The sequence below is a fragment of the Stenotrophomonas sp. 93052_Sma genome (assembly GCF_056481145.1).
Window position 1 is genome coordinate 26,854 of record NZ_CM151134.1, and the last position, 18,196, is coordinate 45,049.

At 67.0% G+C, this 18,196-nt stretch carries 13 protein-coding genes and 4 pseudogenes; 7 read left to right on the plus strand and 10 right to left on the minus strand.

All coding sequences use genetic code 11. The features are described from left to right. Positions 1-68 precede the first annotated feature (68 nt). The 4 genes from ACZK2V_RS00120 to ACZK2V_RS00135 form a co-directional block, all read right to left on the minus strand. Positions 69-461, minus strand: coding sequence for a hypothetical protein (locus tag ACZK2V_RS00120; protein ID WP_049462440.1), 393 nt, complete (start codon positions 459-461; stop codon positions 69-71). Between the two features lie 166 nt (positions 462-627). Next, positions 628-1,656, minus strand: a complete 1,029-nt coding sequence (gene adhP, locus ACZK2V_RS00125) for an alcohol dehydrogenase AdhP (protein ID WP_486322871.1) — start codon at positions 1,654-1,656, stop codon at positions 628-630. A gap of 96 nt (positions 1,657-1,752) precedes the next feature. Then, the gene (eda, locus tag ACZK2V_RS00130) at positions 1,753-2,391 is read right to left on the minus strand and encodes a bifunctional 4-hydroxy-2-oxoglutarate aldolase/2-dehydro-3-deoxy-phosphogluconate aldolase (protein ID WP_164079659.1); all 639 of its coding nucleotides are present in this window, start codon (positions 2,389-2,391) and stop codon (positions 1,753-1,755) included. A 116-nt stretch (positions 2,392-2,507) separates the two neighbouring features. After that, on the minus strand, positions 2,508-3,098 hold the full coding sequence (locus ACZK2V_RS00135; RefSeq protein ID WP_049399007.1) for a cysteine dioxygenase family protein: 591 nt from the start codon (positions 3,096-3,098) through the stop codon (positions 2,508-2,510). A 239-nt stretch (positions 3,099-3,337) separates the two neighbouring features. On the opposite strand from ACZK2V_RS00135, the gene ACZK2V_RS00140 reads away from it, so the two are divergent. Then, positions 3,338-4,393: a LacI family DNA-binding transcriptional regulator gene (locus ACZK2V_RS00140; protein WP_032129266.1), complete on the plus strand. Its 1,056-nt coding sequence runs from the start codon at positions 3,338-3,340 to the stop codon at positions 4,391-4,393. Positions 4,394-4,498: 105 nt separating this feature from the next. On the opposite strand, the gene phhA is transcribed toward ACZK2V_RS00140, so the two are convergent. Further along, positions 4,499-5,392 (minus strand): phenylalanine 4-monooxygenase, encoded by an 894-nt coding sequence (gene phhA / locus ACZK2V_RS00145; protein WP_121504973.1) that lies wholly within the window; start codon positions 5,390-5,392, stop codon positions 4,499-4,501. Between the two features lie 125 nt (positions 5,393-5,517). On the opposite strand from phhA, the gene ACZK2V_RS00150 reads away from it, so the two are divergent. Both ACZK2V_RS00150 and ACZK2V_RS00155 read left to right on the plus strand, forming a co-directional pair. Beyond that, a complete protein-coding gene (locus tag ACZK2V_RS00150; RefSeq protein WP_004153377.1) occupies positions 5,518-6,000 on the plus strand; it encodes an Lrp/AsnC family transcriptional regulator in 483 nt (160 codons plus the stop codon). A gap of 87 nt (positions 6,001-6,087) precedes the next feature. Further along, positions 6,088-8,088 (plus strand): hypothetical protein, encoded by a 2,001-nt coding sequence (locus ACZK2V_RS00155; protein ID WP_486322872.1) that lies wholly within the window; start codon positions 6,088-6,090, stop codon positions 8,086-8,088. Between the two features lie 39 nt (positions 8,089-8,127). Here ACZK2V_RS00155 and ACZK2V_RS00160 read toward each other — a convergent pair. Beyond that, positions 8,128-9,118 (minus strand): annotated as a pseudogene (locus tag ACZK2V_RS00160) (patatin-like phospholipase family protein). Positions 9,119-9,352: 234 nt separating this feature from the next. After that, positions 9,353-10,369 carry a TIGR00266 family protein gene (locus ACZK2V_RS00165; protein ID WP_032129262.1) on the minus strand — a complete coding sequence of 339 codons (1,017 nt, stop codon included), beginning with the start codon at positions 10,367-10,369 and terminating at the stop codon, positions 9,353-9,355. A 159-nt stretch (positions 10,370-10,528) separates the two neighbouring features. On the opposite strand from ACZK2V_RS00165, the pseudogene ACZK2V_RS00170 reads away from it, so the two are divergent. Further along, a pseudogene (locus ACZK2V_RS00170) lies at positions 10,529-12,798 on the plus strand (TonB-dependent receptor). A gap of 112 nt (positions 12,799-12,910) precedes the next feature. Here the strand turns inward: ACZK2V_RS00170 and ACZK2V_RS00175 are convergent. Next, entirely contained in the window at positions 12,911-13,750 is an 840-nt protein-coding gene (locus ACZK2V_RS00175) for an acid phosphatase (RefSeq protein ID WP_049399001.1), read from the minus strand. A gap of 262 nt (positions 13,751-14,012) precedes the next feature. Between ACZK2V_RS00175 and ACZK2V_RS00180 the strand changes: the two genes are divergently transcribed. From ACZK2V_RS00180 to ACZK2V_RS00190, 3 genes and pseudogenes are all read left to right on the plus strand, one after another. Then, the gene (locus ACZK2V_RS00180) at positions 14,013-14,891 is read left to right on the plus strand and encodes a hypothetical protein (protein WP_329891908.1); all 879 of its coding nucleotides are present in this window, start codon (positions 14,013-14,015) and stop codon (positions 14,889-14,891) included. An 11-nt stretch (positions 14,892-14,902) separates the two neighbouring features. Further along, positions 14,903-15,386: pseudogene (locus ACZK2V_RS00185) on the plus strand (DUF4785 domain-containing protein); the annotation flags it as partial. Positions 15,387-15,830: 444 nt separating this feature from the next. After that, the gene (locus ACZK2V_RS00190) at positions 15,831-16,103 is read left to right on the plus strand and encodes a DUF4785 family immunoglobulin-like domain-containing protein (RefSeq protein WP_486323356.1); all 273 of its coding nucleotides are present in this window, start codon (positions 15,831-15,833) and stop codon (positions 16,101-16,103) included. Positions 16,104-16,246: 143 nt separating this feature from the next. Here the strand turns inward: ACZK2V_RS00190 and ACZK2V_RS00195 are convergent. Further along, positions 16,247-17,075, minus strand: a pseudogene (locus ACZK2V_RS00195) (ABC transporter ATP-binding protein). A 349-nt stretch (positions 17,076-17,424) separates the two neighbouring features. Continuing rightward, positions 17,425-18,042, minus strand: coding sequence for a DUF5677 domain-containing protein (locus ACZK2V_RS00200; RefSeq protein ID WP_486322873.1), 618 nt, complete (start codon positions 18,040-18,042; stop codon positions 17,425-17,427). Positions 18,043-18,196: the final 154 nt, after the last annotated feature.

An 18,196-nucleotide genomic window follows, 5' to 3' on the forward strand; every position in this document is an offset into this window, starting at 1 on the left:
CGGCCGCTGGCCGGCACCTGTAGCATGGGCGAGGTTGCCGGCCAGCGGCCGGCACTACCTGGATGCGCTCAGCGCGGATCGCGCGACGCGCGGCGGCCGAACCACCAGCCGGCCAGCAGCTGCAACGGCAGCGATGCCAGCAGCGAAATGACGAACCAGAGCGGGAAATCCGCGCCTGCGGTCCACATTGCGTAGGCGCAGCCGAGCGCGATCAACGACCAGATCGAAAAACCATGCGAACGCGGCCAGCACGGCGCGTAGTAGGTGGCGAAGGAAATGCCGGCGATGCCGCCCAGCACGCTGAAGGCCAGATCCCACCCCAGTTGCACGCTGTTGTTGTCCGGCGACATGCCCACCAGCGGGGGCAGCCAGCTGGCGACGCTGCTGACCAGCGCAAGCGACAGCACGCCGCCGATCAGGGCGACGAGGGACAGGAACAGGGTCTTGAGCAGGTCGGGCATGCGCGCATTGTACGGCTGCCACAGAGTGCCCGGGTTGCCGGCCAGCGGCCGGCACTACCGAACCGACTGGGGTTTGCTGGCCAACGGCCGGCACCACCGGGGGATAGGCATGGCCGCCGCGTCCGTGGGAGAGGGGGACGGAGCGACGGCGGCCATGCACAGGCGGTCAGGCGGCGAAGTCGAGCACCACGCGGCCTTCGATCGTGCCCGCATGCATGCGCGCGAACACGTCGTTGATGTTTTCCAGGCGGTCGGTGCTGACCGTGGCCGCGACCTTGCCTTCGGCGGCGAACTGCAGCGACTCCTGCAGGTCCAGCCGGGTGCCGACGATCGAGCCGCGCACGGTGATGCCGTTGAGCACCATGCCGAAGATGTCCAGCGGGAAGTTGCCCGGCGGCAGGCCGTTGAGCGAGACCGTGCCGCCACGGCGGACCATGCCCAGCGCCTGCTCGAAGGCCTTCGGCGAAACCGCGGTGACCAGGGCGCCGTGCGCGCCGCCGATTTCCTTCTTCAGGAAGGCGGCGGGGTCGGTGGTGCGCGCGTTGACGGTGATCTGCGCGCCGAGCTGCCGGGCCAATGCCAGCTTGTTGTCGTCCACATCCACCGCAGCCACGTTCAGGCCCATCGCGCGGGCGTACTGCACCGCCATGTGGCCCAGACCGCCGATGCCGGAGATGGCGACCCAGTCCCCGGGCTTGGTGTCGGTCACCTTCAGGCCCTTGTAGACGGTCACACCGGCGCACAGCACCGGCGCGATCTCGACGAAGCCTATTTCCTTCGGAAGCAGGCCGACATAGTTGGCATCGGCCAGTGCGTACTCGGCGAAGCCGCCGTTGACCGAGTAACCGGTGTTGCGCTGTGTCTCGCACAGCGTTTCCCAGCCACCCAGGCAGTGTTCGCAATGGCCACAGGCCGAGTACAACCAGGGGATGCCGACCCTGTCGCCTTCCTTGACGTGCCCTACCCCGCCTCCCACGGCCACGACGTGCCCCACGCCCTCGTGGCCGGGGATGAACGGCGGGTTCGGTTTCACCGGCCAGTCGCCCTCGGCGGCGTGCAGGTCGGTGTGGCAGACGCCACAGGCCTCGATCTTGACCAGCACCTCGCCCGCCCCCGGGCGCGGTACCGAGACTTCCTCGATCACCAGTGGCTTGCCGAACTCACGCACGACAGCGGCCTTCATGGTCGAATTCATGTTCGGATCTCCGTAGTGCGCTTGCCCACAGAATGACGCCGGCACGAGGCCGGCGCTTTGATCACGATCAAACCTCTGACAATTCGTGCAGCAGGTTCAGCTGGCCAGCACCGAGGCCTCGCGGGCCAGGCGCTCGATCGCATCCCAGTCGCGGGTCTGCAGCAGCGCCGGGGTGGTCAGCCACGAGCCGCCCACGCACAGCACGTTGGGCAGGTGCAGGAACTGCGGCGCAGTCTGCGCGCTGATGCCGCCGGTCGGGCAGAAGCGCATATCGGCGAACGGGCCGTGCCAGGCCGCCAGCAGCGCAGCGCCACCGGCCTGCACCGCCGGGAAGAACTTGAAGGTGTCGTGGCCGTGCTCCAGGCCCAGGATCAGGTCGGAGGCAGTGGCGGCACCGGGCAGGTACGGCAGGTCGGCATCGCGTGCGGCGGCATACAGCGCCGGTGTCGCACCCGGGGATACGGCGAAACGCGCACCGGCCTGCTTCGCTGCCTGCATCTGCGCGGCATTGAGTACCGTGCCGGCGCCGATCACGGCATCGGGCACGGCCTCGACCATCGCCTTGATCGCATCCAGCGCCTGCGGCGTGCGCAGCGTCACTTCGATCACCGGCAGGCCGCCGCGGAACAGCGCCTGGGCCACTTCGACCGCTTCATTCACATCTTCGGGGGTGTACACCGGAATCACCGGTGCCAGCTTCAACAGCGCGCGCAGGCGCGGATCAGCGCTGGACATCGTCTTGCTCCTTGCCCGACCGGGCATCGCGGATCGCCGCCGGGTCCGGCAGCGCAGCGGCGCATGATGCCACGTGGCTCACGACGGTGCTGGTGATGCCCCGCCCTGCCCCCGGCTCAGGCCGGGTCGGCCTGCAATGCCTGGATGCGGCGTTGGTACCAGTCACCACCGAGCGGATCGAACACCGCAGAGCGCTCCATCTGCGCCTCGTACACGTGAACCGAGATCGCCAGCGCTTCGTTGCTGGCGTTGCGCAGGGTGTGGTACTCGTGCGGCGGAATCAGGCTGCCGGCACTGCCGCAGCCCCCGCGTAGCACGGCGTGGCGGCGGAAGCGGCAGCGCTCACCGTTGCGCTCCAGCAGTTCATAGCGGGTGATCTCCAGCTCGCCTGACCACACTCCCTCCACACACCACATGGCATCGTGGTCGTGCAGCGGCGTGCCCTGCCCTGGGCCCCAGCTCATGGCAATCACGCTGTAGCCGTGTTCGCGGCTGTGGTACAGCGGGCGTCGCGCGTAATGATCACTGACCGGACGGTGTACGCACTCGGGCAATTCGATGCGGCTGTCCGCGATGGCTTCCTGCAGCGCCAGCTGCAGGTCGGCGGTGATGCGCTCGGCATCACCGGAGGTCATCGCTGCGTCGACCGCAGCGATCAACCTGTCGCGGCCACGGAACACCGGAAACGGAGAAGTCTGCAGGTCCATGCCCCGACTGTAGCGGAGCGTGGTTAAGGGAATGTTGGCGTTCGCGCGCGTCGCGCCCGCATTCAAGGTGAACACGCGCGGAAGAACGGTTCAGATGGACATCAAGTAGAGCGATCACAATGGAACCTCGCGCAGCAGAAGCGGTCGAACACGACGCAATCCATCTTCGCTGCGACATTCCGCAACTTCGCGCCCCACGGGCGCAAGGCTAGAATTCTCCGACTTACCTGGTTCTATACATGTCAGTGCGAATTATTAGCGATGCCGCGTTGCCGGCATCGAAGGGCAAGGCTGCCACGATCAACGACATCGCACGACTGTCGGGAGTTTCCAAGAAAACGGTTTCAAGAATCATCAACAACTCGCCGCTGGTGCGCAAAGACACCCGCGACAAGGTCGAGGCGTTGATGCGCGAGGTCGGTTACGTGCCCGACCCCCTGGCGCGGGGCCTCGCGTTCCGCCGCTCCTTCCTGATCGGCCTGGTGTATGACGACCCGGGCGCCCAATGCATCGTCGACCTGCAGCACGGCGCGCTGGAAGCGCTGCGCGGCACCGGCTATGAACTGGTCGTGCATCCCTGCGACAGCCTGGCTCCGGACTGTGCGTACGGCGTGCGGCGCTTCGTGCAGCAGCAGAAGCTGCATGGCGTGATCCTGGGCCCGCGTGCCTCCGAGTCAGCTGCGTTGACGGAGATGCTCGACGGCATTGAATGCCGCTACGTCCGCATCAACGCGCATGTGTCGGATGACGAGGCACAGGCCGTGGTCACCCATGATCGCGACGGTGCAGCCGCGGCAGCGGGCTACCTGCTCTCGCTCGGCCACCGCGATATCGCGGTGATTGCCGGTCCGGGTGACCGCCGTACCGCACGCGAGCGCACCCATGGCTTCCTCGACCGGCTGGCGCAGGTGGGCCTGACCCTGCCGGGTGAACGCGTGCTGGAAGCGGGCGATACGTTCGAGTCGGGCGTGCATGCCGCCGAACGGCTGCTGATGGGCGGACAACGGCCCAGTGCGATCTTTGCCGGCAACGACGAAATGGCTGCCGGCGTGTATCAGGTGGCGTTGCGTGCGGGCATCGCGGTGCCGCAGCAGTTGTCGATCGTCAGCTACGACGACAGCCCACTGGCGTCGCGGCTGTGGCCGCCGCTGACCTCGGTGCGCCGCCATGTGTCCGACATCGGGCGCATGGCGGCGGCGATGCTGGTGCAGGCCGACGTGCCGGATGCGCCGACCGCAACCAGCGTGCACCCGCAGCTGATGGTGCGCGGTTCCTGCCGGGCCGTGGACGCCTGATCGCCCTGCCCTCGCCTGCACTGCCGTGACGGTGCAGGCAGGCAGCAACGAAAACGGCGCATCCAGGTGCGCCGTTTTCAGTACGAAGCGGTGTGTGCCGTTCGCCTACACGTCGCCGCCGTCGGCCCAGCCTTCGCCGGTGCCCTTCTGGAACACGCGGTCATCGCGCTGCACATCGCCCGCCGGCAGATGCGCCTGATCAGACAGCGCCGCGTAGATCGGGGTGAAGTCCGGCGAGGTCGCCTGCATCAGCTGTTCGAAGCTGTCGATGACGAAGTAGGTCTTCTGGAAGGTGTCGATGCGGTACTTCGTGCGCATGATCCGCTGCAGGTCGAAACCGATGCGGTTGGGCGCGGCCGACTCCAGCGAGTACAGCGATTCGCCTTTCGACGACACGATGCCGGCGCCGTAGATGCGCAGGCCGTCGGGCGTATCGATCAGGCCGAACTCCACCGTGTACCAGTACAGGCGGGTCAGGTTCTGCAGTGCATCCGGGCCGATCGCGTGGGCTTTGACGCCGCCACGGCCGTACGCCTCCATGTAGTCGGCGAACACCGGGTTCATCAGCAGCGGCACATGGCCGAACAGATCGTGGAACAGGTCCGGTTCGGCGATGTAATCGATCTGGTCCGGGCGACGGATCCACCAGGTCACCGGGAAACGACGGTTTGCCAGGTGGTCAAAGAAATCCAGTTCCGGCAGCAGGCCTTCCACGCCCACCAGGGTCCAGCCGGTGGCCGCGCCCAGTACTTCGTTGAGCTGGTCGAAGCGCGGAATCATGTGTGCGTTCATGCCCATCTCGTCCTGTGCATCCAGGAATTCCTGGCAGGCGCGGCCGACCAGCAGTTCGCGCTGGCGCTGGTACAGCGTGCTCCAGGTGGCGTGGTCGTCGGCGCTGTAGGTGTCCCACGGCTGCTCGACGAGCGCGGTGGTATACACCGGCACGTAGCCCTTGTCGGTCTGCTGGTGTTCGACGCGGCGGGGCTGGGCGAGGTCCATGGGGCACTCCTTGACGGGATACCCACGATGCTAGGGCAGGGCGCGCGCAACAGGGTTGCAAAAGTTGCGCCGATTGGCCTTGTTGGCGCAATATCCTTGCGTACTCACCATGTTGCGGGGCAACAATGGCCGGAGAAGTCCAGTTCGATCGCACGGATATACGTCTGCTGGCTGAAATCCAGCGGGATGGGCGCGCCACCAACGCCGAGCTGGCGACGCGGGTGAACCTCTCGCCCTCGGCCTGCCTGCGTCGCCTGCAGCGGTTGGAAAGCGAGGGCGTGATCGTCGGCTATGGTGCGCGGCTGGAGCCACGGCAGCTGCGGCTGGGCCTGCAGGCCTTCGTGCGCGTGCAGCTGGAAAAGCACGACCAGGCCGCCATCGGCCACTTCGTGGACAGCGTGCAGGGCTGGGATGAAGTGGTGGCCTGCCATGCACTGACCGGCGACATGGACTACCTGCTGCACGTCTACGTGCGCGACCTGGAGCACTTCTCGCACTTCCTGCTGGACCGGCTGCTCAATGCCGGCGGCGTGGCCGATGCCAATTCCAGCTTCGTGCTGCGCACGGTGAAGGGCTTCCAGGCATTGCCGCTTTCGCAGCTGGAATAAACGCGCCGCCGCGATTTGACGGCGCCGGGCGGGTAGCCGAGCATCTCCGCCCTGCGCGCGTCGCAGCGTTCCTTTCCGGTTCCACGCATGTCCGAACTCCAGCACCCGCTGCCCACCACCACGTTCCTGCCGCTGCAGCGCAAGTCGCTGGCGCGCTACGTTGCCCATGGCACACCACCGCAGACCGCAGTGGAGCAGGCCGGCCTGATGGCCGCGCAGCTGTGCCGGACGCGCCTGCATCCGGCGGCCGAGATCGAGCGCCTGCTGCATGATGCCTGCGCGTTGTTTGCCGGCAACGAAGGCGCGGCTGCACAGCTGGCCGGGCCCGGTGGCGGTGGCCAACCGGAACTGGATGCCTGGCTGACCGCATTGGCCGGCCACGGCGTGCTGCTGGCACCGGCGGAGATCCTGCAGGACGTCATCGCGCAGTCGCCACGGGAGTACCCGGGTCTGGCCCTGCAGCAGGCCTGTCAGGAAACCCTGGTCGAACATGAGATCCGCTTTCCCGCCACCTTTTCCAGTGACGATGACGAGGCCACGCAGGATGAGGTTGTCGCCGAGGATGCACGGTCGGTCGAACACCATGGCCTGTACACCTCCGAGCAGGCCCGCGTGCTGCGCGCCATCGCCGCCAACCCCGATGAGCTGATCGACCTCGATGGCTATGCCGGCACCGGCAAGGGCCACCTGGTGCTGGCGCTGATGGAGGCGCGGCCGGGCCGCTACACCTACGTGGCGCCCTCGCGTGGGCAGGTGGAAGCCTTCCGCGCCCGCGTGCCGACCAGCACTGCGGTGCGCCTGCTGACCCAGATCGAGTTCGCCAACCGCGTGGCCCAGCACGCCGCGCGCAGCGGCCAGACCGGTGGCTTCGTTGCCAGCTACCGGCGCAGCACCCGTACGCCGCGCGAGATTGCCGGCCGCATCGGCCTGCAGGGCATCGGTGGGCGCAGCCCGGAGCAGGTGCTGCTGACCGCGTTCGAGGCCATCAACCGTTGGTGCGCCTCGTCCGCGCCGCGCATGGCCTTCCAGCATTTCGACCGTTCGGTGCCCGCTGCGATGCTCGATGTGTCGCCGTACATGGCGGCCGCCGAGCACGTCTGGCGCTGCATGTTCGACGCCGAGCTGCAGCGGGGCACGCTGCTGAGCCTCAGCCCGGCGCACATCGGCAAGTGGCTGGCGCTGCGCGGCGTCACCCCGCCGCAGGACATGGGCATGCTGCTGGTGGACGAGGCGCATGACCTGAGCCCGTCGTGGAAGCAGTTGCTGGCCGGCCATGCGCCTGGAGTGGTCAGCCTGGGTGACCCGCACCAGTGCCTGACCGGTACGGTGCCGCGCTGGGCCGCGTCGAAGGTGCTGGAAATGCACCAGTCGGTGCGCCAGGGCAACCAGGTCGAGGGCCTGGTCAACCAGACCCTGGCACTGGATGGACTGGACCAGGACAGTGGGCCGTTCGTCGGTGCCACCGACCGCGCCACCGGTGTGCTGCATTACCGCGACTGGGCGCAGGTGCCGAGCGAGGGCCTGCGCATCCATGGCAGCGTCGCCGATCTGGCCCTGGACGCGGCACAGCTGCACGCACTCGGGCTGCGGCCCTACCTGCATCCGGCATCGCTGCGCGCGCTGCGCAGCGTGCTGCAGCGGCCGCTGGATGCGTGGCGCCGGCGCCGCGATAGTGCATCGGACCAGGAATGGGAGCGCTTCCTGGCCACGCAGGCCGACGAAGGGCAGGGCGCGCTGGTCGAACTGTTTGCGTCTGCCGATCGGGTGCAGTCACTGCTGCTGGCGCTTGATGACCAGGACACGCCCGCTGAAGGGCGGGTGGCGCTGTGCCTGGCCGAACACGCGAAGAACCTGCAGTTCGACGTGGTCTCGCTGTCGCCTGGTTGCTTCAGTGCGGGGCAGGGCGGGCGCATCTGGCACAACCCGGTGCGCGCGGTCTATCTGGCACTCACCCGTGCGCGACGCCAGCTGCATGTGCCGGCCGATGGCATGGAACAGCTGCAACACACGGCGGCGCTGCAGGAGCAGGCCCGCCAGATGCGCAGGCGCGAGCGGCAGCAGGCCAGCGGTTACCGGCCCGCACGCTAGAACGCGCGTCGCTGTCTGGCAGCGACACGCCGGCTCAGATCAGCACTTGTCCTTGCGGCCCATCAGCTTGCCCAGGCGCGAGGCTTCCTCGCACTTCGGCGCGGCCACCGGTGCCGGTGCGGCCGCCGCGGCACGTGCGCGCTGCAGCTGCTGGATCTTGGCGCGGATCTGCGGCATCGCCGCCATCGCGGCCTTCTCGCCTTCCAGGATCGCGGTGCCACGCTGGCTGAAGTCGGCGGCGCCGATGTCCAGCACCTTCGGGCGGATGACGATGTCGGCGCGCCAGTTCCTGCTCGCCCAGGCGCTGGCCCATGATCGAGATGGACTGGTTGACGATGCCCAGCATGTCGGTCGGCGCCTTGCCGCTGGCCTTGCTGGAGATGTCCACGGCGATCACGAAGTCGGCGCCGAGCTGGCGCGCGGCATCCACCGGCACCGGGCTGACCACGCCGCCATCGATGTAGTTGCGACCGCCGATCTTCACCGGTTCGAACACGCCGGGGATGCTGCTCGACGCGCGCACCGCCTGGCCGACGTTGCCGCGCACGAAGATCGCACGCTCGCCGGTCTCCAGCTGGGTGGCGACGGCGGCGAACGGCTTCTTCAGGCGCTCGGCAGGACGGTTGGCAACCTGCTCGTTGACGTAGTCCTGCAGCTTCTGGCCCTGCACCAGGCCGCCGGAGAACAGGCGCACGTCGCGGATGCTGGCTTCGTCCAGCGCGACCGCCTTGCTCTGCATCTGGAACGCGTCCATGCCGCTGGCATACAGCGCACCGACCACGCTGCCGGCGCTGGTGCCGGACACCACGGCCGGTTCGAAGCCGTTGGCCTCCAGCATCTTGATCACGCCGATGTGCGCGAAGCCCTTGGCTGCGCCGCCACCGAGGGCGATGCCGATCTTCACCGGCTTGGCCTGCGGCACCACGGTCGGCGCCGGCGGCGGTGCGGGGCGGACCGGGTCGCCACCGCAGCCGGCCAGCAGGCCGATCAGGGCGACGGACAGCAGCATGCGGGGGCGGAACAGGCTCATCGGCAGTGCGCTCGCGGCGCCGGATTCAGGAAAGGGCGCCAGCATACCGAAGCCGTGGCGGGGCGGGCAGGGTAGGAAACATCGCCCATTCATAAAGGTAGTGCCGGCCGCTGGCCGGCAATCATTGGGAACCTGGCAACGGTTCATGAGGCTGCCGGCCAGCGGCCGGCACTACCGGGACGCTCGCCAAGGTCCATGAGGCTGCCGGCCAGCGGCCGGCACGACCGGGGGCGGTCAGAACCGGTTGTCGCCGTCCAGCATCCGGCCCAGGCCGCCCAGCACCGAGCCTTCGCCGCGGTTCTGGCCACCGCCCTGCGGCGCGGCCATCCACATGCGGCCGGCCAGACGCGAGAACGGCAGCGACTGCAGCCAGACCTTGCCCGGACCGGTCAGCGTGGCCAGGAACACGCCTTCGCCGCCGAACAGCATGCTCTTGATGCCGGCCACCCGGCGCACGTCCATGTCTACGGTCGGGTGGTAGGCCACCACGCAGCCGGTATCCACATCCAGCCGCTCGCCCGCGGCCAGCTCGCGCTCCACCACGCAACCGCCGGCATGGATGAACACCCAGCCGTCGCCTTCCAGCTTCTGCATGATGAAACCTTCGCCGCCGAACAGGCCGGTCATGATCTTGCGCTGGAACTGCACGCCGATCTGCACGCCGCGCGCGCCGGCCAGGAAGCTGTCCTTCTGGCAGATCAGGCGGCCGCCATGCTGGTCCAGCTTCATTGCCAGCACGGTGCCGGGGTAGGGCGCGGCGAAGGCGACCTTGCCCTTGCCGTGGCCGCTCTGGGTGTAGACGGTGGCGAACAGGCTCTCGCCGGTCAGCACGCGCTTGCCGGCGGCCATCACCTTGCCCATGAAGCCGCCGCCCTGGTCGCCGTTGGCGGCGCCGAACACCGTGTCCATCTGCACGGTGGCATCCTTGAACATCAATGCGCCGGCCTCGGCAATGGCGCTCTCGCCGGGGTCGAGCTCGATCTCCACGAACTGCATTTCATGGCCGACGATGCGGAACTCGATGTCGTCGGCGCGGCCGCTGGCCGCGGCGGGGACCGGCGGCGGGGTGTTCGGCATGCCCGGGGCCGCGGACTGCAGTTCGGGCACCTCGGCAATCGAGGTCCACCCGCTCATGCCCTGGCACCAGGCCAGGGCGCGCGGGTTGGCCTGCGCATAACGGCGCGCGGCCTCGTCATCAAGCGGGCCGATACGCTCGGCCTGGGCGGAGGCATGGAAGTACCACTGGGTCATCGCGGCGGCTCTGCAGGGCTGGAAAACCCCGAGTCTAGCGAGGGCGCGGGGGCCGGAGCGACGCGGCCATGAACGGCAGGCATTTGCGGGGCAGGTGCTGTATTGCAACAATTATCTGGTAGCGCCGTTTTACCACCCCTCCAAACACAGCCTACCGCCATGTCTCCGACCCGCACTTCCCGTGGCCGCCTTCCGGTCGCGCGCCCCCTCGTTGCCGCTCTTTCCGCCCTGTTGCCGCTGGTAGCAGCCGCCCAGGAAACTCCCGCTGCCAAGGATCCGGTTGCCCTTGATGCCCTGCAGGTGACCGCGCAGCGCCGCGTCGAGAACGCCAAGGACGTGCCGGTCGCGATCAGCGCGATCCAGGGCGAGAAGCTCGATGTGCTGGGTTCGGCGGGCGATGACATCCGCTTCCTGGCCGCGCGCGTGCCCAGCCTCAACATCGAGTCGTCCTACGGCCGTGCCTTCCCGCGCTTCTACATCCGTGGCCTGGGCAACACCGACTTCGACCTCAATGCGTCGCAGCCGGTGTCGCTGGTGTACGACGACGTGGTGCAGGAAAGCCCGCTGCTGAAGGGCTTCCCGCTGTTCGACCTGGCCAATGTGGAAGTGCTGCGTGGCCCGCAGGGCACGCTGTTCGGCCGCAACACCCCGGCCGGCGTGGTCAAGTTCGATTCGGCGCGCCCGTCGCAGGATGCCGACGGCTACGTGCGCGTGGGCTATGGCAGCTACAACAGCTGGAACGTGCAGGGCGCCTATGGCGGCCCGCTGACCGACCGCTGGTCGGCACGCGTCTCGGCCATCTACCAGCGCCGCGACGACTGGGTCGACAACACCCGCGCCGGTGCGCCCAACAGCGGTTTCGAAGGTTATGACGAAGCCGCCGGCCGCGTGCAGTTCCTGTACGAAGGCGACGACTTCGAAGCGCTGTTCAACCTGCACAAGCGCAAGCTCAACGGCACCGCCCGCCTGTTCCGTGCCAACATCATCCAGAAGGGTGGCAACGGCCTGGTCGAGAACTTCGATCGCGACAAGGTGGCCAACGATGGCGTCAACTTCTCCGACCTGGAAACCTGGGGCGGCAGCGCGCCTGCAGTGGAACCTCGGTTCGGTGACCCTGCACTCGATCACCGGTTATGAAACCGCCGAATCGCTCAATCGTGGTGACATCGACGGTGGCTACGGCGACGCATCGCTGGGCGCTGGCAACTATGGGCCGGGCTTCATCCCGTTCTCGTCGGAGTCGGCCGACGGCCTGCCGCACCATCGCCAGTGGACGCAGGAGTTCCGCGTCGAATCCAACGAATGGGGCCGCTTCGACTGGCAGGCCGGCGTCTTCTATTTCGACGAAGACGTGACCATCAACAACTTCAACTACAACTCGTTGAAGCCGGGCAACCCGCAGACCGGCCATGTGGTGCAGAACCAGCGCAACAAGGCCTGGGCGGTGTTCGCCTCGGGTGACTTCGATGTCACCGACCGCTTCAAGCTGCGCGCCGGCGTGCGCTACACCCAGGACAAGAAGGACTTCAACGCCAGCGTGCTGCAGGCCGTCCTTCCGTTCGGCACCCCGGTCAGTGGCCCGTACCTGGCCAACACCGACGTCAACGACGTCAGCTGGGATGTCAGCGGCGTGTACAAGCTGACCGACAACGTGAATGCCTACGCCCGCGTGGCCAAGGGCTTCCGTGCGCCGTCGATCCAGGGCCGCCTGGCCTTCGCGCCGGGCCTGTCGCAGGCCGATTCGGAGAAGGTGATCTCGTACGAAGCCGGCATCAAGGCCGACCTGTTCGAGCGCCGCGCGCCTGGGCCTGAGCGTGTTCCGCTACAACGTTGACGGCCAGCAGTTGATCGCGGTGGGCGGCACCAACAACACCGCCACCCTGCTCAACGCCGACAAGACCATCGGCCAGGGCGTGGAGCTGGACCTGGAAGCCTATCTGGCTGACAACGTGCTGCTGACCTTCGGCAGCAGCTACAACGACACCGAGATCAAGGACAAGGATCTGGCGGTAGCGATCTGCGGCGGTGGCTGCACCATCAACGACCCGACCACCGTCATCAACGGTGGCACCTATGCGCTGGTGAACGGCAACCCGCTGCCGCAGGCGCCGAAGTGGATCCACAACGCGACCCTGCGTGTCGGTTTCCCGCTCAGCGATGGCAGCGAGCTGTATGCCTACACCGACTGGGCCTACCGCAGCGCGGTGAACTTCTTCATCTACGAGTCGCCGGAATTCCGCGGCCGTAGTTCGCTGGAAGGCGGCCTGCGCCTGGGCTACAACTGGGATTACGGCCAGTACGACGTGGCCGTGTTCGGCCGCAACCTGACCAACCAGACCCGCGTGGTCGGCGCGATCGACTTCAACAACCTGACCGGCTTCCTCAACGAGCCGCGTACCTGGGGCGTGGAGTTCACCGCGAAGTTCTGATGCGGTGACCGCGTAGATGCAATGAAGAAGGGCCGGCGCAATGCCGGCCCTTCTGCTTTACACCCATCGGTAGTGCCGGTCGCTGGCCGGCAACAATTGAACCGCCAGGCGCTTACAGCGCGCTCTGCGGGCGCACCTTCAGCACCGCTTCCTCGGCCGCGCAGTCGCGGCTGGAGTGCAGGCCGGCCTTGCGCGCGGCAGCGATCTCCTTGCGTGCGGCCAGCAGGTCCTTGTTGAACGCGGCGTTGTCGTGCAGGCGGGCCACGGCGGCGGCGCCCATGAAGCGGCCCTCCAGGATGTCGCTCTGCCAGTGCACGTTGCACACCAGGCGGCTCTCGCCGTAGTTGCGGCCGCGCGCCTGGATCGCATCGGCGCGATCCGGTGCGATCTCCGACAGGATCAGGGCCCAGGCCCAGCCGATCGAGGTGTGGCCGGACGGGTACGAGCCGTTCTTGCGCAGGCCTTCTTCGTCCTTCGGCGAGCAGGTCGGTTCACCATTGACCATGAACGGGCGCGGGCGCTGGTAGTGGTTCTTGGCGGCCTTGGTGGCGGCGCTGGCGTCGATCCGGCTGCGCTCCAGCAGGCGGTACAGCGCCGGGGTCTTCACCGCATCGACGTCGATGTCGGCGGCGCAGGAGAAGTGGTTGGCGCCTTCGGGGAAGCCGAGTTCCGCATCGACACCGGCCTGGGCGAAGCGCGGGCTGCCACGCAGCGCGCGGGCTTCACGGCTGACCTGTTCGTCGAGGGCGAGGGCGGCCGAACCGGCCACCGGCGGTGCTGGCACCAGGTCGAGGCTGGCCGGTACCGCGCTCTTGTCCAGATAGCCCACCGCCTTGGTGGTGATGTTGGCTTCGACGGCGGTCGGCTTGGCGGCGGTGGCGGCACAACCGGCCAGGGCCGCGATGACGGCAAGGCCGAGCAGCGGGCGGGCAGGGTGGGAAATCAGCGACATGGACAGGCTCCGGAGGAAAAACATCGCGCCATGATCGCAGCCCGTATACGACACCGCAGTGGCCATCGGTCATACGGCCAGACCCGGCATGGTCATCCCGGCGATATGAAAAGCGTCATCGAGTGACGTCAGTCTCCTGAATCCGGGCGCAGCGCACGGACTTTCACGCGGCCGCGCCGCGAGCATCGGCACAACGGCAAGCACCAGGGGCCGTCCAGTTCCAGCCGGGTCGGGGGGATCCGTTGACAGAGGGAGAGAAGCGATGCGCAGCACCGCAACAGGAAGTACCGTCCTGGCCCTGCTCCTCGGGCTGGCAGCCGCGCCGGCTCAGGCGGCCGACGTGGTCGGCGTGGCCTTCGTGCATGGCACCGGCGCACAGACCAACGCCACCCAGGACTACTGGCAGCCGGCGATCATCGATACCGTGCGCCAGGGCCTGCCCAACAGCAGCAACTACGTCGTCATCAACTGTGACTTCACCCAGTACATGTGGAAGCCGGAAGCGGCCGGCTGCCTGGCCAACCAGCTGACCAGCTTCATCGACAGCCGCGGCATCACCCAGCTGGTGGTGATCACCCACTCCAACGGCGGCAACGTGATGCGCTGGATCCTGTCCAACCCGACCTATGACAGCCGCTATCCGAAGATCATCCGCACAGTGCGCAAGGTCAACGCGCTGGCGCCGTCTTCGGCCGGCACGCCGTTGGCCGATGCGGTGCTCAACGGCAACACCTTTGAAACCTCGCTGGGCTGGCTGCTGGGCTACAAGAACGACGCCGTGCGCCAGCAGCAGGTGGCGAGCATGGCCACCTACAACGCGCAGAACCTCTACGGCACCGCTGGCCGCCCGGCGCTGCCCAAACCGTTCCGCGCGGTGGTCGGCAGCGACGTGGAGTCGGCGGTGTGGGACAGCAACAGCTACTGCGGTGGCTATGCCGCCAACGTCGGCCTGGAGTTCACCCAGAACTGGCTGTCGTCCTGCTCCGATGGCTTCCTGGAGTGCAGCAGCCAGAAGGCCGCCGGCACCACCTGGTTCACCGACAAGGCGCGTACCCAGGGTGCAGAACCACTCAGCCACAACCAGAGCCGCCGCGAGTGCTTCGGCCTCGGCACCCTGCTGCGCAACGACCTGACCCAGTGAGGGAGACGACCATGACGATTCAATCCACCCTGCTGGCGGGCGCCACCCTGGCAGTGCTGTCCCTTTCCGCAGCGCAGGCCGCGCAGCCGCTGCAGGCCGCCCGTGCGGGCGATCAGGTGCCTGCCGCCCTGGTAGCCGCGCCGCTTCCCGCCGATGAGAGCGAACACGCGCCACTGGCCTTTGCCTGGGCGCTGGACCCCGCACAACCGCTGCAGGCGGCCACGCCGTATGCCTCGGTCAGCCGCAGCTACTGGCAGCAGGTTGATGGCACGCAGCTGCAACGCGGCCTGGACCTGCCACTGACGGCGCCGGATGCGGTGATCCAGCTGAGCCCGGCCGCAGGTGCCCGCGCGCTGCCGGCCAACACTTTGCAGGTGCGCGACCCGGCCGGCCGCAGCAGCGTGGCGCGCAGTGTCGATGCGCGCGCTGCAGGATGCCGGCATGCCGGTGAGCGATGGCAGCAGCATGCTGCGTACCGGCGCGACCAGTGCGGTCGGTGCGTACACGCTGCAGAGCGCGCAGGCCCAAGGCCGCTACGTGGTGCAGGTGCTGGAGCCGAACAGCCCGCTGCGGCTGGAAGTGCAGGCCAACCAGGCGCAGGTGCTGGCCGGCGGCAACGTGCAGCTGCAGGCACGCCTGCTGGAAGACGGCACCACCACCGCGCAGCTGGCATCGCGTCGTGGTGGGCTGGGCGGTGAAGCCCTGCTGGTCGCACCGGATGGCCGCAGCTGGCCGCAGCGGTTGCTGCGCACCACCGATGGTGCGCTGCGCGCGCAGGTAAGGATCCCGGCCGATGTCGGAACCGTGCAGGGGCTGTGGGAATTGCAGGTGTTCGCCCAGGCCGACGGTGTGCTGCGCGATGGCAAGGTCGCCTTTGCGGTGGCACGGCCGACTGCCCGCTTCAGTGGACAGGCCGCGCCGGACCCGGCCAGTCGGCAGGTGGCGCTGCCGCTGCAGGTGGCCGCCGCCGGCCGCTATGAGGCGCGGGGCACGCTGTACGCCACGGCCCGCGATGGCCGGTTGAAGCCGGTCGCACAGGCACATGCGGCCGCGTGGTTCGATGGCCCGGGCGCAGGCCAGCTGGTGCTGCCGTTCGACCAGGCCGCATTGCCGGCCGGCTTCGGCGCACCGTACGAGCTGCGCGACCTGCAGCTGCAGGACCAGAGCCGGATGGCACCGATCGAGTCGCGCGCACTGGCGTTGCGGTTCTGAGCAAAGCGGTGGCGGGCCGGAGAATCCGGCCCGCTGCCCCGCCTTCTGTAGAGCCGAGCCATGCTCGGCTGCTTCTGCTCGCGGCGAACGGCAGTCGAGCATGGCTCGACTCTACAGACGGTTACGGAGAGCGATGCATCTGTCTATCCCGCGTACGCGGCCAGTCGGCCCTCCTGCTCGACCACCCTGATCGCGCCGCCGAACACCGCCGACAGCGGTTCGTTGCGCAGCAGCTCGGCGCGGGTGCCATCGGCCAGTACGCGGCCGTCGCGCAGCAGCACCACCCGCTCGATCTCGGGAATGATCTCTTCGATGTGATGGGTCACCAGCACCAGGGTGATGCCCTGCTGCGCCAGTACCCGCATGGTCGCCACCAGTTGTTCGCGGGCGACCAGATCCAGGCCGGTGGAGGGTTCGTCCAGCAGCAGTGCCTGCGGCCGGTTGACCAGCGCGCGGGCGATCAGCACGCGGCGGGTCTCGCCGGCGGACAGCTCGGCGTAGGCACGCTCACGCAGCGACAGCGCGCCGGTCATTGCCAGCGTCTCGCCGACGCGCGCGCATGTCGGCGGTCACTTCGCGGAAGGCCGGCACCACGTAACTGGCGAAGAAGCCGGACAGCACCGCCTGTTCCACGGTCAGCCCCGGCATGTCGGCCAGATTGCTGCTGAGGTCGCCGGTGACGATGCCCAGCTGCGAGCGCAGCCGATCTACCTGCCAGCGGTTCTGGCCCAGCACCTTCACCGCCACCGTACCGTCGCCCTGCGCCAGCGGGTACAGCTCGCGGGTGATCAGCTTGATGAAGGTGGACTTGCCGCAGCCGTTGGGGCCGAGCAGGGCGGTGTGCTGGCCCTGCGCGATGCGCAGGCTGAGCGCGTGCAGCACCTTCACCTGGCCGCGCACCACGGTGGCGCGGTCCAGTTCGATCAACGCTGTCGAAGGCACCGGGGTAGTGGGGATAGATACGACATTCATGAGGAGTCGGCGAGACTTGGTCGGCAGTTACACAACTTTCTACATGATCGTGGTGCCCAACGCGCGCACCATCTCGCATACAAAGCTCTGCTAGCTGTCTTCGGGAGGGGAGCGGAGCTGGTTCCAATGACCTGCATGATCCGATTCATGCTTGCTGACTATCTCTTGCACCATCTCCAACGCCGTTTGCGCTTGTTCTTGGGATGCAGGGTCTTTCAGTTCAAATGAAAGATGGAGGAACGCATTAGCAAAGAGCTGTAGGCCCTGTGCTCCCAGATAAATCGAGAATGATCCGCGCTCGAAGTCGCTGGCGATCCTGCGTTCCCTCCGAAGTATGTCTGGTCCGCACTCAATCATCACAGCGCTGAAGAAGTCTTCGGAAAGCGAATGGATTGAATCGGATGCTGATGCAAAAAGTTCGTAGTAGTGCAGTTCCAAACCGAGTGATGAAAAGCGATCGCGCGTTTGGCCAGGGCCTTAAACTCGCCGAACTGAGAGTTTCAGCGCTTGTTTTGAGGCGTTCAATATGCTCAAGCTTCATTCGAGCCGCATTTTGTGCAGATGAGTTGTTTGCACGTTCCGCCGCTCTATGCCATTGCGTCGCTCTCCGACGAGCATCCTCAAGATGGAAAGCGAGCAATGACTTTGCGCGTGACGCATCATTGTCGTGGAGAACGAACATAAGGTTCACTGTTTGCTCGAAGACCACGCGACAAAGTGCCTCAGCAGCCGAGTAACGTCGCGCCGCGATAGCCTCAAATGCGGTAGTCAGGCCTTCTACGATGGCTCGCAACGAGGTTTGCGCATGAACTGTCTTAATCGTGTAGCGAGGTATCGATGCACGATCTTCCATTCTGCCTATAGAACGCTCCAGTCCCGCCAGACAGGACTGCAATTGTGGAAGATCTGCCAAATGTTGACGGCACTCATTCGTAAGCTGATCTAGGGCTTCGCATACGTCGACCATGAAGGTGCTTCTTGCTATTAATTAATAGTGGAGCCCAGTGCTTACTGGTGCGATATGAGGGAAAATAAGGATGCTGATTGGAGCATTCTTGCCCGTTCACCACCGAACGATTCGAAATTAGCATGAATTCGCTTGATATTGCGTCGAAATTGCT

Coding starts and splice junctions, on each gene's coding strand:
- phhA (WP_121504973.1), bottom strand. CDS start 5,392: ATGGACCTCGCCCAGCCCCGCCGCGTCGAACACCAGCAGACCGACAAG.
- eda (WP_164079659.1), bottom strand. CDS start 2,391: ATGTCCAGCGCTGATCCGCGCCTGCGCGCGCTGTTGAAGCTGGCACCG.
- ACZK2V_RS00175 (WP_049399001.1), bottom strand. CDS start 13,750: ATGTCGCTGATTTCCCACCCTGCCCGCCCGCTGCTCGGCCTTGCCGTC.
- ACZK2V_RS00150 (WP_004153377.1), top strand. CDS start 5,518: ATGGCCGGAGAAGTCCAGTTCGATCGCACGGATATACGTCTGCTGGCT.
- ACZK2V_RS00135 (WP_049399007.1), bottom strand. CDS start 3,098: ATGGACCTGCAGACTTCTCCGTTTCCGGTGTTCCGTGGCCGCGACAGG.
- ACZK2V_RS00140 (WP_032129266.1), top strand. CDS start 3,338: ATGTCAGTGCGAATTATTAGCGATGCCGCGTTGCCGGCATCGAAGGGC.
- ACZK2V_RS00200 (WP_486322873.1), bottom strand. CDS start 18,042: ATGGTCGACGTATGCGAAGCCCTAGATCAGCTTACGAATGAGTGCCGT.
- ACZK2V_RS00180 (WP_329891908.1), top strand. CDS start 14,013: ATGCGCAGCACCGCAACAGGAAGTACCGTCCTGGCCCTGCTCCTCGGG.
- ACZK2V_RS00165 (WP_032129262.1), bottom strand. CDS start 10,369: ATGACCCAGTGGTACTTCCATGCCTCCGCCCAGGCCGAGCGTATCGGC.
- ACZK2V_RS00155 (WP_486322872.1), top strand. CDS start 6,088: ATGTCCGAACTCCAGCACCCGCTGCCCACCACCACGTTCCTGCCGCTG.
- ACZK2V_RS00120 (WP_049462440.1), bottom strand. CDS start 461: ATGCCCGACCTGCTCAAGACCCTGTTCCTGTCCCTCGTCGCCCTGATC.
- adhP (WP_486322871.1), bottom strand. CDS start 1,656: ATGAATTCGACCATGAAGGCCGCTGTCGTGCGTGAGTTCGGCAAGCCA.